Origin of the sequence: Escherichia sp. MOD1-EC7003 (assembly GCF_002965065.1) — a bacterium.
Taxonomy (GTDB): domain Bacteria; phylum Pseudomonadota; class Gammaproteobacteria; order Enterobacterales; family Enterobacteriaceae; genus Escherichia.
In genome coordinates this window covers 1-15,573 of the sequence record NZ_PTRE01000108.1, presented here as the reverse complement: position 1 = coordinate 15,573, position 15,573 = coordinate 1, and the positions used below count along the sequence as shown (strand labels likewise).

The 15,573-nt window shown below is 51.0% G+C and carries 12 protein-coding genes and 1 riboswitch; of the genes, 10 read left to right on the top strand and 2 right to left on the bottom strand.

Features of this window, described 5'->3' with window-relative positions:
* Positions 1 to 33 precede the first annotated feature (33 nt).
* The 4 genes from argH to oxyR all read left to right on the top strand — a co-directional run bounded on the left by argH (position 34) and on the right by oxyR (position 5,654).
* On the top strand, positions 34 to 1,407 hold the full coding sequence (argH, locus tag A7090_RS18145) for an argininosuccinate lyase (protein ID WP_105275065.1): 1,374 nt from the start codon (positions 34 to 36) through the stop codon (positions 1,405 to 1,407).
* Positions 1,408 to 1,922: 515 nt separating this feature from the next.
* Positions 1,923 to 3,137: a D-mannonate dehydratase ManD gene (manD, locus tag A7090_RS18140; RefSeq protein WP_105275064.1), complete on the top strand. Its 1,215-nt coding sequence runs from the start codon at positions 1,923 to 1,925 to the stop codon at positions 3,135 to 3,137.
* Positions 3,138 to 3,203: 66 nt separating this feature from the next.
* Positions 3,204 to 4,487 (top strand): MFS transporter, encoded by a 1,284-nt coding sequence (locus A7090_RS18135; protein WP_105275063.1) that lies wholly within the window; start codon positions 3,204 to 3,206, stop codon positions 4,485 to 4,487.
* A 249-nt stretch (positions 4,488 to 4,736) separates the two neighbouring features.
* Positions 4,737 to 5,654: a DNA-binding transcriptional regulator OxyR gene (oxyR, locus tag A7090_RS18130; protein ID WP_001025939.1), complete on the top strand. Its 918-nt coding sequence runs from the start codon at positions 4,737 to 4,739 to the stop codon at positions 5,652 to 5,654.
* Here the strand turns inward: oxyR and sthA are convergent.
* Positions 5,637 to 7,037: a Si-specific NAD(P)(+) transhydrogenase gene (sthA, locus tag A7090_RS18125; RefSeq protein ID WP_105275062.1), complete on the bottom strand. Its 1,401-nt coding sequence runs from the start codon at positions 7,035 to 7,037 to the stop codon at positions 5,637 to 5,639. The two genes, oxyR and sthA, sit on opposite strands and share 18 nt — an antisense overlap.
* 453 nt (positions 7,038 to 7,490) lie before the next feature.
* On the opposite strand from sthA, the gene A7090_RS18120 reads away from it, so the two are divergent.
* The 4 genes from A7090_RS18120 to A7090_RS18105 all read left to right on the top strand — a co-directional run bounded on the left by A7090_RS18120 (position 7,491) and on the right by A7090_RS18105 (position 11,134).
* Positions 7,491 to 8,657, top strand: coding sequence for a M20 aminoacylase family protein (locus tag A7090_RS18120; RefSeq protein ID WP_105275061.1), 1,167 nt, complete (start codon positions 7,491 to 7,493; stop codon positions 8,655 to 8,657).
* Between the two features lie 47 nt (positions 8,658 to 8,704).
* A complete protein-coding gene (locus A7090_RS18115) occupies positions 8,705 to 10,021 on the top strand; it encodes a citrate-proton symporter (protein ID WP_105275060.1) in 1,317 nt (438 codons plus the stop codon).
* Between the two features lie 103 nt (positions 10,022 to 10,124).
* The gene (gene fabR, locus A7090_RS18110; RefSeq protein ID WP_123056971.1) at positions 10,125 to 10,775 is read left to right on the top strand and encodes an HTH-type transcriptional repressor FabR; all 651 of its coding nucleotides are present in this window, start codon (positions 10,125 to 10,127) and stop codon (positions 10,773 to 10,775) included.
* Positions 10,775 to 11,134, top strand: coding sequence for a YijD family membrane protein (locus A7090_RS18105; protein WP_105275059.1), 360 nt, complete (start codon positions 10,775 to 10,777; stop codon positions 11,132 to 11,134). The genes fabR and A7090_RS18105 overlap by 1 nt, the downstream gene beginning before the upstream one ends.
* Positions 11,135 to 11,173: 39 nt before the next feature.
* Here A7090_RS18105 and trmA read toward each other — a convergent pair whose 3' ends face one another.
* Positions 11,174 to 12,274 carry a tRNA (uridine(54)-C5)-methyltransferase TrmA gene (trmA, locus tag A7090_RS18100; RefSeq protein ID WP_105275058.1) on the bottom strand — a complete coding sequence of 367 codons (1,101 nt, stop codon included), beginning with the start codon at positions 12,272 to 12,274 and terminating at the stop codon, positions 11,174 to 11,176.
* Between the two features lie 113 nt (positions 12,275 to 12,387).
* Positions 12,388 to 12,575, top strand: a riboswitch (cobalamin riboswitch).
* Positions 12,576 to 12,640: 65 nt separating this feature from the next.
* On the opposite strand from trmA, the gene btuB reads away from it, so the two are divergent.
* Complete coding sequence (gene btuB, locus A7090_RS18095) at positions 12,641 to 14,497, top strand: TonB-dependent vitamin B12 receptor BtuB (RefSeq protein ID WP_105275057.1); 1,857 nt, start codon at positions 12,641 to 12,643, stop codon at positions 14,495 to 14,497.
* The gene (murI, locus tag A7090_RS18090; protein ID WP_105275056.1) at positions 14,442 to 15,299 is read left to right on the top strand and encodes a glutamate racemase; all 858 of its coding nucleotides are present in this window, start codon (positions 14,442 to 14,444) and stop codon (positions 15,297 to 15,299) included. Before btuB ends, murI begins: the two co-directional genes overlap by 56 nt.
* Positions 15,300 to 15,573 lie beyond the last annotated feature (274 nt).

The window sequence follows — 15,573 nt, the reverse complement described above, 5'->3', positions numbered from 1 at the left end:
CGGCATTGAATTTCAAAATGAGGAAACAGATTTATGGCACTTTGGGGCGGGCGTTTTACCCAGGCAGCAGACCAACGGTTCAAACAATTCAACGACTCACTGCGCTTTGATTACCGTCTGGCAGAGCAGGACATTGTTGGCTCTGTGGCCTGGTCCAAAGCCCTGGTAACGGTCGGCGTGTTAACCGCAGAAGAACAGGCGCAACTGGAAGAGGCGCTGAACGTGCTGCTGGAAGATGTTCGAGCCAGACCACAACAAATCCTTGAAAGCGACGCTGAAGATATCCATAGCTGGGTGGAAGGCAAACTGATCGACAAGGTGGGTCAGTTAGGCAAAAAACTGCACACCGGGCGTAGCCGTAATGATCAGGTAGCGACTGACCTGAAACTGTGGTGCAAAGATACCGTTGGCGAGTTGCTGACGGCTAACCGCCAGCTGCAATCGGCGCTGGTGGAGACCGCACAGAATAATCAGGACGCGGTGATGCCGGGTTACACCCACCTGCAACGCGCCCAGCCGGTGACGTTCGCTCACTGGTGCCTGGCCTATGTTGAGATGCTGGCGCGTGATGAAAGCCGTTTGCAGGATGCGCTTAAGCGTCTGGATGTCAGCCCGCTAGGCTGTGGCGCACTGGCGGGAACGGCTTATGAAATCGACCGTGAACAGTTAGCTGGCTGGCTGGGCTTTGCTTCAGCGGCTCGTAACAGTCTCGACAGCGTTTCTGACCGTGACCACGTGCTGGAACTGCTTTCTGCTGCCGCTATCGGCATGGTGCATCTGTCACGTTTTGCTGAAGATCTGATTTTCTTTAACACCGGCGAAGCGGGGTTTGTGGAGCTTTCTGACCGCGTGACTTCCGGTTCATCATTAATGCCGCAGAAGAAAAACCCGGATGCGCTGGAGCTGATTCGTGGTAAATGCGGTCGTGTGCAGGGCGCGTTAACCGGCATGATGATGACGCTGAAAGGTTTGCCGCTGGCTTACAATAAAGATATGCAGGAAGATAAAGAAGGTCTGTTCGACGCGCTCGATACCTGGCTGGACTGCCTGCATATGGCGGCGCTGGTGCTGGACGGCATTCAGGTGAAACGTCCGCGTTGCCAGGAAGCGGCGCAGCAGGGGTACGCGAACGCGACTGAACTGGCGGATTATCTGGTGGCGAAAGGCGTACCGTTCCGCGAGGCGCACCATATTGTAGGTGAAGCGGTGGTGGAAGCTATTCGTCAGGGCAAACCGCTGGAAGATCTGCCGCTCACCGAGTTGCAGCAATTCAGCGAGGTGATTGGCGAAGATGTCTATCCGATTCTGTCGCTGCAATCGTGCCTCGACAAACGTGCAGCAAAAGGCGGTGTCTCACCGCAGCAGGTGGCGCAGGCGATTGCTTTTGCAAGGGCGCGGTTGGGGTAAATCTTGTTGTTTTGCTCCCCTGAGAATGGGGATTTAGCCTGATGCGCTTCGCTTATCACGCCTACATAGTGTCGCACTTTGTAGGCAGATAAGGCGTTTAAGCCGCATCAGGCAGAAATTTGTCAGTATTCTGGTGACCTTAAATTTAACGCCCAACCAGAACCATTATTATCACATTCCTTTTTATTCCTGCGTCTTCTTTACGTTTACTCACCACCATGAAAATCATATTTTAAATATATCAACCAATACACATTTTAATTAATGGAATATACTTAATTTCTATTGTTGTGTTCATTTTTTAGCTTAGGTGGTTTTGTTATGTGATTATTTAACGCGTTGTTTTAACAACGATGATTAATTTCTAAAGTGATTTTTGAGGGTATTTGTATTCCTCAGGGAAAATTTTTGTTTTTAATGTGATCACGGTTGAATAATCGCTCTTTCTCTCTTGTATGGTAGTAGGCGTGAAATTAAGTTTGAAGCGTTTATTTACAACACAGGAGATTGTAATAATGAAAATTATTGCTGCGGATGTTTTTGTTACTTGCCCCGGACGTAATTTCGTTACGCTTAAAATAACCACTGAAAGCGGACTTTGTGGATTGGGAGATGCCACGTTAAATGGTCGCGAATTGTCGGTCGCTTCTTATCTGAAAGATCATCTATGCCCACAATTAATTGGCCGCGATGCCAGCCGTATCGAAGATATCTGGCAATTCTTTTATAAAGGCGCTTACTGGCGACGTGGCCCCGTTACGATGTCGTCCATTTCTGCTATTGATATGGCATTGTGGGATATCAAAGCCAAAGCGGCAAATATGCCATTGTATCAACTGCTTGGTGGTGCTTCTCGCGAAGGCGTGATGGTTTATTGCCACACCACCGGGCGCACGATTGATGAAGTCCTTGAAGATTATGCAAAGCACCAGCAGATGGGCTTTAAGGCGATTCGTGTGCAATGCGGTGTGCCAGGGATGCAAACCACTTATGGCCTGGCGAAGGGCAAAGGACTGGCGTACGAACCGGCAACCAAAGGCCTGTGGCCGGAAGAGCAGTTGTGGTCTTCAGAAAAGTATCTCGACTTTACGCCGAAGTTATTTGAGGCGGTGCGCAATAAGTTCGGTTTTAACGAGCATTTGTTGCATGACATGCACCATCGTCTTACCCCCATCGAAGCGGCGCGCTTTGGAAAGAGCATTGAAGATTACCGCCTGTTCTGGATGGAAGATCCGACACCTGCTGAGAACCAGGAATGTTTCCGGTTGATTCGCCAGCATACCGTGACGCCGATTGCTGTTGGTGAAGTGTTTAACAGTATCTGGGACTGCAAACAGTTAATCGAAGAGCAGCTAATTGACTATATTCGCACGACAATTACCCATGCAGGCGGCATTACCGGAATGCGACGGATTGCCGATTTTGCATCGCTTTATCAGGTACGTACCGGCTCGCACGGTCCTTCTGATTTATCGCCCATCTGTCATGCGGCGGCGCTGCATTTTGACCTCTGGGTGCCAAACTTTGGCGTTCAGGAGTACATGGGCTATTCCGAACAAATGCTTGAAGTCTTTCCGCACAGCTGGCGCTTCGATGAAGGTTATATGCACCCAGGCGATGAACCGGGGCTAGGTATTTCTTTCGATGAGAAGCTGGCAGCGAAATATCCGTATGACCCGGCGTATCTCCCTGTCGCCCGACTGGAAGATGGCACATTGTGGAACTGGTAATAACAGTTCGCTTAATTTTTTTCTGAATAGTCATCAAATCGATTAATTCCGCTCAAGGAGCTAAAAATGGACGTTGATGTGTCAACCAGTGTTGCGGGTAATAAACCGCAACGGATTCGTCGTATTCAGACAGTGACGCTGGTTTTATTATTTATGGCGGGGATCGTTAATTTTCTCGACCGTTCGTCATTGAGCGTGGCAGGCGAAGCGATTCGTGGCGAGTTAGGATTATCGGCGACAGAGTTTGGCTTTTTGCTTTCTGCATTTTCTCTGTCTTATGGTTTTTCACAACTACCTTCCGGTATTTTGTTAGACCGCTTTGGCCCACGAATAGTTTTAGGCGCAGGCTTAATATTCTGGTCATTAATGCAGGCATTAACAGGAATGGTTAATTCTTTTAGCCACTTTATTTTAATGCGTATTGGTCTGGGGATTGGCGAAGCGCCATTTATGCCAGCGGGGGTGAAATCGATCACCGACTGGTATGCACAAAAAGAACGCGGCACAGCGTTGGGGATTTTTAACTCATCTACCGTTATCGGTCAGGCCATCGCGCCTCCAGCTCTTGTATTGATGCAGCTGGCATGGGGGTGGCGGGCAATGTTCGTCATCATCGGGGTGGCGGGGATTCTGGTTGGGCTCTGTTGGTACGCGTGGTACCGCAACCGGGCACAGTTTGTCCTGACCGAGGAAGAACGGACATATCTCTCCGCGCCGATTAAACCGCGTCCACAGCTGCAATTTAGCGAGTGGCTGGCGTTGTTTAAGCATCGGACAACCTGGGGGATGATTTTAGGTTTCTCCGGCGTCAATTATACCGGTTGGCTCTACATCGCGTGGTTACCCGGTTATTTGCAGGCCGAGCAAGGTTTCAGTTTGGCGAAAACCGGTTGGGTAGCGGCGATTCCATTCCTCGCGGCGGCGGTCGGGATGTGGGTTAACGGTATTGTTGTCGATCGACTGGCGAAAAAAGGCTACGACCTGGCGAAGACGCGTAAAACGGCTATTGTCTGCGGTTTGATGATGTCGGCATTAGGGACGTTGCTGGTCGTGCAATCTTCCTCGCCAGCCCAGGCGGTGGCCTTTATCTCAATGGCGCTGTTCTGTGTGCATTTCGCGGGAACATCTGCATGGGGACTGGTGCAGGTGATGGTGTCAGAAACAAAAGTGGCTTCCATCGCCGGGATTCAAAACTTTGGCAGTTTTGTCTTTGCTTCCTTTGCCCCGATCGTAACTGGTTGGGTAGTGGATACCACGCACTCGTTTAATCTGGCGCTGGTTATCGCGGCCTGTGTGACGTTCACCGGGGCGTTGTGTTACTTCTTTATCGTCAAAGATCGCATTGAGTAACCTTAACGTTCAGGCTCTCCAGCTGTAGCCAATGGAATAAAAAAAGCGGATCCTGGAGATCCGCAAAAGTTCACGTTGGCTTTAGTTATTCGAGTTGAGAAACTCTCGAAACGGGCAGTGACTTCAAGGGCTAAAAGAGGTGCCGCTCCGTTTCTGTGAGCAATTATCAGTCAGAATGCTTGATAGGGATAATCGTTCATTGCTATTCTACCTATCGTCATGAACTATCGTGGCGATGGAGGATGGATAATGAATATTCGTGATCTTGAGTACCTGGTGGCATTGGCTGAACACCGCCATTTTCGGCGTGCGGCAGATTCCTGCCACGTTAGCCAGCCGACGCTTAGTGGGCAAATTCGTAAGCTGGAAGATGAGCTGGGCGTGATGTTGCTGGAACGGACCAGCCGTAAAGTGTTGTTCACCCAGGCGGGAATGCTGCTGGTGGATCAGGCGCGTACCGTACTGCGTGAGGTGAAAGTCCTTAAAGAGATGGCAAGCCAGCAGGGCGAGACAATGTCCGGGCCGCTGCACATTGGTTTAATTCCCACGGTTGGACCGTACCTGCTACCGCATATTATCCCGATGCTGCACCAGACCTTTCCAAAGCTGGAAATGTATCTGCATGAAGCACAGACCCACCAGTTACTGGCGCAACTGGACAGTGGCAAACTCGATTGCGTGATCCTCGCGCTGGTGAAAGAGAGCGAAGCATTCATTGAAGTGCCGTTGTTTGATGAGCCAATGTTGCTGGCTATCTATGAAGATCACCCGTGGGCTAACCGCGAATGTGTGCCGATGGCCGATCTGGCAGGGGAAAAACTGCTGATGCTGGAAGATGGTCACTGTTTGCGCGATCAGGCAATGGGTTTTTGCTTTGAAGCCGGGGCAGATGAAGATACACACTTCCGTGCGACCAGTCTGGAAACTCTGCGCAACATGGTGGCGGCAGGTAGCGGGATCACGTTACTGCCTGCGCTGGCAGTGCCGCCGGAGCGCAAACGTGATGGGGTTGTTTATTTGCCGTGCATTAAGCCAGAACCACGCCGCACTATTGGCCTGGTTTATCGTCCAGGTTCACCGCTGCGCAGCCGCTATGAGCAGCTGGCAGAGGCCATCCGCGCAAGAATGGATGGCCATTTCGATAAAGTGTTAAAACAGGCGGTTTAAACCATTTAGTGCAGCTACCCGATAGGCTTCTGCCATTGTCGGGTAGTTAAAGGTGGTGTTGACGAAGTACTCAATAGTGTTACCGCCACCTTTCTGTTCCATAATCGCCTGGCCGATATGAATAATCTCGGCAGCGCGCTCCCCGAAGCAGTGAATGCCCAGAATCTCTTTCGTTTCCCGATGGAACAAAATTTTCAGTGTGCCCACGTTCATACCAACGATTTGTGCACGTGCCAGATGTTTAAACTGGGCGCGGCCCACTTCATACGGCACTTTCATCGCGGTCAGTTGCTGTTCGGTTTTGCCCACTGAGCTGATTTCCGGGATGGTGTAAATACCGGTAGGGATATCTTCAATCAGATGTGCGGTGGCTTCACCTTTCACCAGCGCCTGCGCGGCAATGCGCCCCTGGTCATAGGCCGCCGACGCCAGGCTCGGATAGCCAATCACGTCGCCCACTGCGTAAACGTGCGGCTGCGCGGTCTGATACATGCTGTTGACCTTCAACTGTCCGCGACTGTCAGTTTCCAGATCAATATTATGCAGTGCCAGCGAATCGGTATTACCGGTGCGGCCGTTGGCATAGAGCAGACAGTCGGCTTTCAGTTTTTTGCCTGACTTCAGGTGCATGATCACACCGTCGTCACAGCCTTCGATCTTCTCGTACTCTTCGTTGTGACGAATCACTACGCCGCTGTTCCAGAAGTGATAGGAGAGAGAATCGGACATCTCTTGATCGAGAAATGCCAGCAGCCGATCGCGGGTGTTGATCAGATCCACCTTTACATCCATACCACGGAAGATCGACGCATATTCACAGCCGATCACTCCAGCGCCGTAAATAAGTACATGGCGCGGTTCATGATGCATGCTAAGAATTGAATCGCTGTCGTAAATGCGTGGATGGTTAAAATCGACGTCTGTTGGATGATAAGGGCGAGAGCCGCAGGCAATGACAAATTTTCCAGCGGTTAGTGTTTCGACGCTGCCATCCGGGCAGTCCAGCGCCAGCGTATGCTCGTCAACAAAGTGAGCGTTCCCCTGCAATATTTCACAGTGATTACGTTCGTAAAATCCCTGACGCATGCGCGTTTGTTGATTAATCACGTTATCGGCATGGTTAAGGATATCGGCAAAAGAAGAGCGGAGCAGTCGCGAATGGTCGCTATAAAGTGGGTTTTGATTGAATTCTATAATGCGGCTGACGGCGTGACGGAGAGCTTTCGACGGGATGGTGCCCCAGTGGGTGCAACCGCCGCCAACATTTTGATAACGCTCGATAACTGCGACGCGCGCACCTTGCTTAACCAGGCCCATTGCAGCGCCTTCGCCGCCGGGGCCGGAACCTATTACTATGGCATCGTAATCGTAGGAATGTGGCATGGTAGGGCTTACCTGTTCTTATACATAAAAGCAACAGAATGGTAACATTTTATCGTGGGTAAGCCAATTGATCCCCGTCATTTATCTGGCTATATCGTGAGCGGCCTTTGCTTTGTCTTCCCCCTTCTTACTTTATTAATTCACTATTAATCGCTTTTTCTTATGGCTGATAGTTTTATCTTGCTGAAGCGTGCTTTTTTGTTATTGTCTTTGTGGAATCTTCTTATAAAACAAATATATAAGTATTTTATATTGATGATTTATTTGTATTTATACCATCAATAAAATCCGTTAATTAGCCTGTTTATACTCTAAATAATTCGAGTTGCAGGAAGGCGGCAAGCGAGTGAATCCCCAGGAGCTTACATAAGTAAGTGGCTGGGTGAGCGAACGCCGTCGCAGCACATGCAACTTGAAGTATGACGAGTATATAAGTGAATAAAGGAATAGCCGATGATCGAACACTATATTTGTGGGTTTGAGGAAGAGTTGCGCGAGATCCGCCATCAGATCCACGAAAACCCAGAGTTAGGATTACAAGAATTTAAAACCAGTGCGTTGGTGGTGGAAAAGCTGCGCCAGTGGGGCTATGAGGTTGAGCAAGGGCTGGCGACAACCGGCGTGGTAGCCACGTTAAAAGTGGGTGACGGAAAGAAAAGTATTGGCCTGCGGGCAGATATGGATGCGTTGCCAATTTATGAAAATAGTGGCAAGCCCTGGATCAGTAAACATCCTGGTTTAATGCACGCCTGTGGGCATGACGGGCATACCACTATACTGCTGGGTGCCGCGCGTTATTTTGCCGAAACCCGCCGTTTTAACGGCACGTTACGTCTTATCTTCCAGCCTGCGGAAGAGATGATTAATGGCGGTGAGATCATGGTTAAAGAGGGGCTTTTTGACCGTTTCCCCTGCGATGTCATTTTCGGCATGCATAACATGCCCGGTCTGCCAGTGGGTAAGTTTTATTTCCAGCCAGGGGCGCTGATGGCGTCAATGGATCAGTTCCATATTACGGTTCGTGGTTGTGGTGGACACGGTGCGATCCCGCACAAAGCCATTGATCCGGTGCTGATTGCCGCACATATCACCACCGCATTGCAAAGCATTGTGTCGCGCAATGTCGATCCGCTGGAAGCGGCGGTAATTACCGTCGGTAGCATTGTTGCGGGTGAGGCGGCTAACGTCATTCCTGACAGTTCTGAGATGAAAATCAGCGTCCGTTCTCTTAGCCGCGATACCCGACAACTTCTTCTGAAGCGTATTCCTGCTCTGGCACAAGCCCAGGCTGTTAGCTTTGGCGCTACGGCTGAGGTTACGCATGTCAATGGCACACCGGTATTAGTGAATGATGAGGAGATGGCGCGCTTCGCCAGGCAGGTGGCGTGTAAAACGTTTGGTGAAGATCGGGCCGAGTTTGGCATCAAGCCTTTGATGGGCAGTGAGGATTTCTCTTTCATGCTGGAAGCCCAGCCAAAAGGCGCTTTTCTGTTATTCGGTAATGGCGATGTTGGAGACGGTGCATGCATGGTGCATAACCCCGGTTACGACTTCAACGATGCAAGCCTGGTCCCGGCAAGCAGCTACTGGGGCGCACTGGTTGAAGCCTGGCTGCAATAAATAAAAAAACAGCACACACAACAACTCTTTTTGGCAAGGAACATGGAATGACGGCGATCGTAAATGAAACCGTGAGTGTGAAGAAAAAGCCCAGCGGCAAGCGGGTGATTTTTGCCTCGGCATTTGGTAATGCGCTCGAATTTTTCGATTTTGGCGTTTACAACTTTTTTGTGGTCTATATCAGTACGCTATTTTTCCCGCCCAGCGCTGATAAAAACGTCGCGCTACTGCTGGCATTTGCCACTTTCGGCGTGAGCTTTTTTATGCGTCCACTCGGCGGCATTATCGTGGGGGCCTGGGCCGATCGCTTCGGACGCAAACCCGCGATGGTGTTCACCATTGCCCTGATGAGCTTCGGTACACTGATGATTGGTATCGCACCGACGTATGAAACTGCGGGCTATTGGGGAACGGCAACTCTGGTACTTGCCCGTTTGATTCAGGGGGTTGCAGCAGGCGGTGAAGTTGGGGCTTCAATGTCGCTACTGGTGGAGTCAGCGCCGGCAAATCGTCGCGGCTTTTACAGTAGCTGGTCGCTGGCGACCCAGGGACTGGCAACAACTTTTGGGGGTGTTGTCGCTTTAGGTTTAAGTGTATGGCTGCCCTTTGCGACCGGTTCAGAAACTGTAATGGCCGAATGGGGCTGGCGTGTGCCGTTTTTTATTGGCGTGTTATTAGCACCTATCGGTTGCTGGTTGCGTCTGAGCCTGGAAAATGATGTGCCTGAACCTGTACGCAATAAAAAAAATGCTGCCCGCGAAAGCACGCTCTCTCTGCTCCTGCAACATAAAGCGACCATCATTAACGGTGTTTTACTCGCGATTGGTAGTACGGTCGCAACCTATATCTCCCTCTTTTACTATGGCACCTGGGCGGCGAAGTATCTGGCAATGCCTCAACATTATACCCATGCCGCGATGTTACTGGCGGGGATTATTACATTTGTGGGTGCGCTGCTGGTGGGGATGTTGTGTGATTCGGTTGGGCGTAAAAAGCTGATTTTAATCTCGCGTGTCATGGTACTGATCTGTAGCTGGCCTTCGTTCTGGCTGTTGGTGAATTACCCAAGCCCTGGCATGTTGCTGACGGTAGTCTTCGTGATGGTCAGCTTTACCACGCTTGGCGGTGTACCGGTAATGTTGTTGATTTCCGAACTGTTGCCGAAACGGATTCGGGCGTTAGGCTTCGCGCTGGTTTATAGCATTGGTGTGGCAATCTTTGGTGGGTTTGCACAGTATTTCGCCACGCAATCTATCGTGTTATTGGATAGTTTGACGGCTCCGGCGTGGTATCTGGGGGGCGGCACGTTGTTGTCGATGCTGGCGTTGTTGTTCGTAAAAGAACCGGCCAAAGAATTGCAGTAAATATGTTTTATTGCGTTACCGTTCATTCACAACACTGGAGCAATCCAGTATGTTCATTCTCTGGTATAGTGCCAGCAGTACTTTTGGCAAGGATTCAGACATCGTGATGGGCGTAAGAGCGCAACAAAAAGAAAAAACCCGCCGTTCGCTGGTGGAAGCCGCATTTAGCCAATTGAGTGCTGAACGCAGCTTCGCCAGCCTGAGTTTGCGTGAAGTGGCGCGAGAAGCGGGCATTGCTCCCACCTCTTTTTACCGGCATTTCCGCGACGTAGACGAACTGGGTCTGACCATGGTTGATGAGAGCGGTTTAATGCTGCGTCAACTCATGCGCCAGGCGCGTCAGCGTATCGCCAAAGGCGGGAGTGTGATCCGCACCTCGGTCTCCACATTTATGGAGTTCATCGGTAATAATCCCAACGCCTTCCGGTTATTATTGCGGGAACGCTCTGGCACCTCCGCTGCGTTTCGTGCCGCCGTTGCGCGTGAAATTCAGCACTTCATTGCGGAACTTGCGGACTATCTGGAAATCGAAAACCATATGCCGCGTGCGTTTACTGAAGCGCAAGCCGAAGCCATGGTGACAATTGTCTTCAGTGCGGGTGCCGAGGCGTTGGACGTCGGCATTGAACAGCGTCGGCAATTAGAAGAGCGACTGGTACTGCAACTGCGAATGATTTCGAAAGGGGCTTATTACTGGTATCGCCGTGAACAAGAGAAAACCGCAATCACTCCGGGAAATGTGAAGGACGAGTAATGAAACAAGCAAATCAAGATAGAGGTACGCTGCTGCTGGCGTTAGTTGCTGGCTTATCGATTAATGGTACTTTTGCGGCGTTGTTTAGCTCCATTGTGCCATTTTCTGTATTCCCGATTATTTCCCTGGTGCTGACAGTTTACTGCCTGCATCAACGTTATCTTAATCGCTCCATGCCGGTAGGCTTGCCGGGTCTGGCTGCGGCTTGTTTTATTCTCGGCGTACTGCTGTACAGCACGGTAGTGCGTGCGGAATATCCGGATATCGGTTCTAACTTCTTCCCAGCCGTACTGTCCGTCATTATGGTGTTCTGGATTGGTGCGAAGATGCGTAACCGTAAGCAGGAAGTTGCTGAGTAATCGGTATCATGCCGGATGCTGGCGCATCCGGCATGGGTTTTACTTCGCCGTTAGTAATACGCCGCACTCCATATGGTGCGTGTAGGGGAATTGATCAAACAGAGCCAGACGTTCAATCTTGTGCGTCTGGCTTAATGTTTCCAGATTCTTACATAACGTTTCCGGGTTGCAGGAGATATACAGAATACGCGGATACGCCTGCACCATTTTCTCGGTTTCACTGTCCAGACCGCTGCGCGGCGGGTCGACAAAAATGGTTTCGCACTGATAACTCTTTAAATCGATCCCTTGCAGGCGGTTAAACTCGCGCACACCATTCATCGCCTGAGTAAATTCTTCTGCCGCCATACGAATAATTTGTACGTTATCAATATGGTTAGCGGCAATGTTGTATTGCGCGGCAGCGACCGACGGCTTGGCTATTTCGGTGGCTAATACCCGATCAAAATTGCGCGCCAGCGCTAATGAAAAGTTACCGTTGCCGCAGTACAGCTCCAGTAAATCGCCTTTTGAGCCTTTGGTTACGTCCAGCGCCCATTCCAGCATCTGAATATTCATCGCTGCATTTGGCTGGGTAAAGCTATTTTCTACCTGACGGTAGATAATCTCTTTCCCTGCGACCGGCAGACGTTCGTCGATGTAATCTTGATCCAGCGCGATTTTGGTTTTCGTTGCCCGCCCAATCAGATGCACATTCAGATTCTGCGCGTGCAGTGCATCGCGCAGGGCTTCTGCCTGCTGATGCCACTCATCATCCAGCTTTTTATGGTACAGCAGGGAAACGACTGCCTGATTGCTCAGCGTGGTGAGGTAATCAATCTGGAACAACTTGTGGCGCAGAACGGGATTATTACGCACACCCGCAATCATCGCCGTCATCAACTGGTTGATAAGTTCACTGGCGGCGGGGAAGCTATCCACGCGGATGCGGCTTTTGGTTTGTTGATCGAAAATGATGTGATACAGGTCATCGCCATCGTGCCAGATGCGGAACTCCGCACGCATCCGGTAATGACTGACCGGCGAGCGAAACACTTCCGGAACCAGGTCAGAAAACGGCGCCATCATACTTTGCAAACGTACCACTTTTTCGGCTAACTGCGCTTCATACTGTTCTGTTGGAAGGTGTTCGGGGGTCATGATGTATCCTGAAAATGAAATGTACGCGGCGATTGTAGGGATTGCTCATCAGATGTCCAGACCTTGATGAATTCCTATTTGTGAACTACGTCTGGACAGCAACTTGTTACAACCTGTAGCATCCACTCGCCGGTCCAGTGAGTTAATAGGGAATCCAGTGCAAATCTGGAGCTGACGCGCAGCGGTAAGGAAAGGTGCGATGATTGCGTTATGCGGACACTGCCATCCGGTGGGAAGTCATCATCTCAGTATCTTAGATACCCCTCCAAGCCCGAAGACCTGCCGGCCAACGTCGCATCTGGTTCTCATCATCGCGTAATATTGATGAAACCTGCGGCATCCTTTTTCTATTGTGGATGCTTTACAATGATTAAAAAAGCTTCGCTGCTGACGGCGTGTTCTGTCACAGCATTTTCCGGCTGGGCGCAGGACAGCACTTCAGACACGCTGGTGGTTACCGCCAATCGCTTCCAACAACCTGTTAATACCGTGCTGGCGCCGACCGACGTGGTGACGCGTGATGATATTCAGCGCTGGCAGTCGAAAGATCTGAATGATGTGATGCGCCGTTTGCCTGGCGTCGATATCTCTCAGAGCGGCGGTATGGGTAACAGCGCTTCTCTTTATGTACGCGGCACTGAAGGCCGTCATGTTCTGGTGCTGATCGATGGCGTGCCGATGGCGCGTGCGGGTATCTCTAACGACATCGATATCGGCCAGATCCCCGTCTCATTAGTGCAGTGCGTGGAGTATATTCGCGGGCCGCGTTCAGCGGTTTATGGCTCCGGGGCCATTGGCGGCGTGGTGAATATCATTACCATGAGCGACAACGAACGCGCGCAGATTAACGCAGGCGTGGGGACCGATGGCTATCAAACCTATGACGGCGCGGTGAATAAACGCTTTGGCGACACGGTGGTGACGGCCGCGGGCGCTTACCAGACGACGAATGGCTTCAACGTTCAACCGAACTCTTCTTACAGCGGCGATAGCGATCGCGACGGCTACCGCAATAAGTTATTCCTCGGCGGCGTGCAGCATCAGTTTGACGACAATTTCTCCGGCTTCTTCCGCGGCTATGGCTATACCGCCAACAGCGACTACGATCAGGGCGCGTACGGCTATGCTGGCGGCAATGACGAAACCCAGAGCTACAATCAATCCTGGGACACCGGCCTGCGCTACAGCTCCGGCATTTATTCCACTCAACTGATCGCTAACTATCAGCGTCTGAAAAACTACAACTACAGTAACGATCTCGGTCGCTATGCCGGTGAGGCGACGCTGGATGATATGGAACAGCGCTATATCCAGTGGGGTAATAACGTTGAAGTCGGGCACGGGGCGATTAGCGGCGGCGTGGATTGGAAGCAGGAAAAGCTCACCTCCAGCAGCACGACTCTGGCGGATACTTACAAACGTGACACCACCGGGTTGTATCTGACCGGACAGCAGCAGATTGACGCGGTGACGCTGGAAGCGTCCGGACGTGAAGATCATGACGAACAGTTCGGCTGGCATGGTACCTGGCAGACCGCCGCAGGCTGGGAATTTGTTGAAGGCTATCGCGCGACGCTCTCCTATGGCACCGGCTTCCTGGCGCCTTCGCTGGGCCAGCAGTTCGGCGCGACGCGCTTTGCCTCTACTTATGGGCCGGGCATTGCTGCTAACCCAAACCTGAAGCCGGAAGAATCTAAACAGTGGGAAGCCGGTATCGAGGGGCTGACCGGGCCGCTTGACTGGCGGCTTTCCATCTACCGTTACGAAATCCAGAACCTGATTGATTACAAAAATAATCAGTATATCAACGTGAAGTCGGCCACCATCAAAGGCGTGGAGTGGACGGGGGATCTCACCACTGGCCCGGTGGATCATCACCTGACATTGCAGTATGTCGACCCGCGTGATGACCAGACGGACAAAGTGCTCTACCGCCGCGCGAAGCAGCAGGTGAAGTATGAACTGACCGGGCAAATTGCTGAACTTGGCTGGAACGTCATGTATCAGTATATTGGGGAGCGTTACGATAACGATTACGACAATGGGCGCGACGTCAAAATGGGCGGCGTAAGCCTGTGGGATATCGGATTGTCGTATCCAATCACCTCTCACCTGACAGTTCGTGGTAAAATAGCTAACCTGTTCGATAAAGATTACGAGACGGTTTATGGCTACCAAACTGCAGGACGGGAATACACCTTGTCTGGCAGCTACACCTTCTGAACCACGTCCCACCGTGCTGGTGTTTGACTCCGGCGTCGGTGGGCTGTCGGTCTATGATGAGATCCGGCATCTCTTACCGGATCTCCATTACATTTATGCTTTCGATAACGTCGCTTTCCCGTATGGCGAAAAAAGCGAAGAGTTTATTGTTGAGCGAGTGGTGGAAATTGTCACCGCAGTGCAAGAGCGTTATCCCCTTGCGCTGGCAGTGGTCGCTTGCAACACCGCCAGTACTGTTTCACTTCCTGCCTTACGCGAAAAGTTCGACTTCCCGGTTGTTGGTGTCGTGCCGGCGATTAAACCTGCTGCACGTCTGACGGCAAATGGCATTGTCGGATTACTGGCAACCCGCGGAACAGTTAAACGTTCTTATACTCATGAGCTGATCGCGCGTTTCGCTAATGAATGCCAGATAGAAATGCTGGGTTCGGCAGAGATGGTCGAGTTGGCTGAAGCGAAGCTGCATGGTGAAGAGGTTTCTCTGGATGCGCTAAAACGTATCTTACGTCCGTGGTTAAGAATGAAAGAGCCGCCAGATACCGTTGTACTGGGTTGCACCCATTTTCCTCTACTACAAGACGAACTGTTACAAGTGCTACCAGAGGGAACACGGCTGGTGGATTCTGGTGCAGCGATTGCCCGCCGAACAGCCTGGTTGTTAGAACATGAAGCCCCGGATGCAAAATCTGCCGATGCGAATATTGCCTTTTGTATGGCAATGACGCCAGAAACTGAACAATTATTGCCCGTTTTACAGCGTTACGGCTTCAAAACGCTCGAAAAACTGGCAGTTTTAGATTGATTTGGTTGAATAATGCGCGGTCGGAAAATTATTTTAAATTTCCTCTTGTCAGGCCGGAATAACTCCCTATAATGCGCCACCACTGACACGGAACAACGGCAAACACGCCGCCGGGTCAGCGAGGTTCTCCTGAGAATCTCAACAGAGAAAAGCAAAAAATGCTTGACTCTGTAGCGGGAAAGCGTATTATGCACACCCTGTGCCGCTGAGAAAAAGCGAAGCGGCACTGCTCTTTAACAATTTATCAGACAATCTGTGTGGGCACTCGAAGATA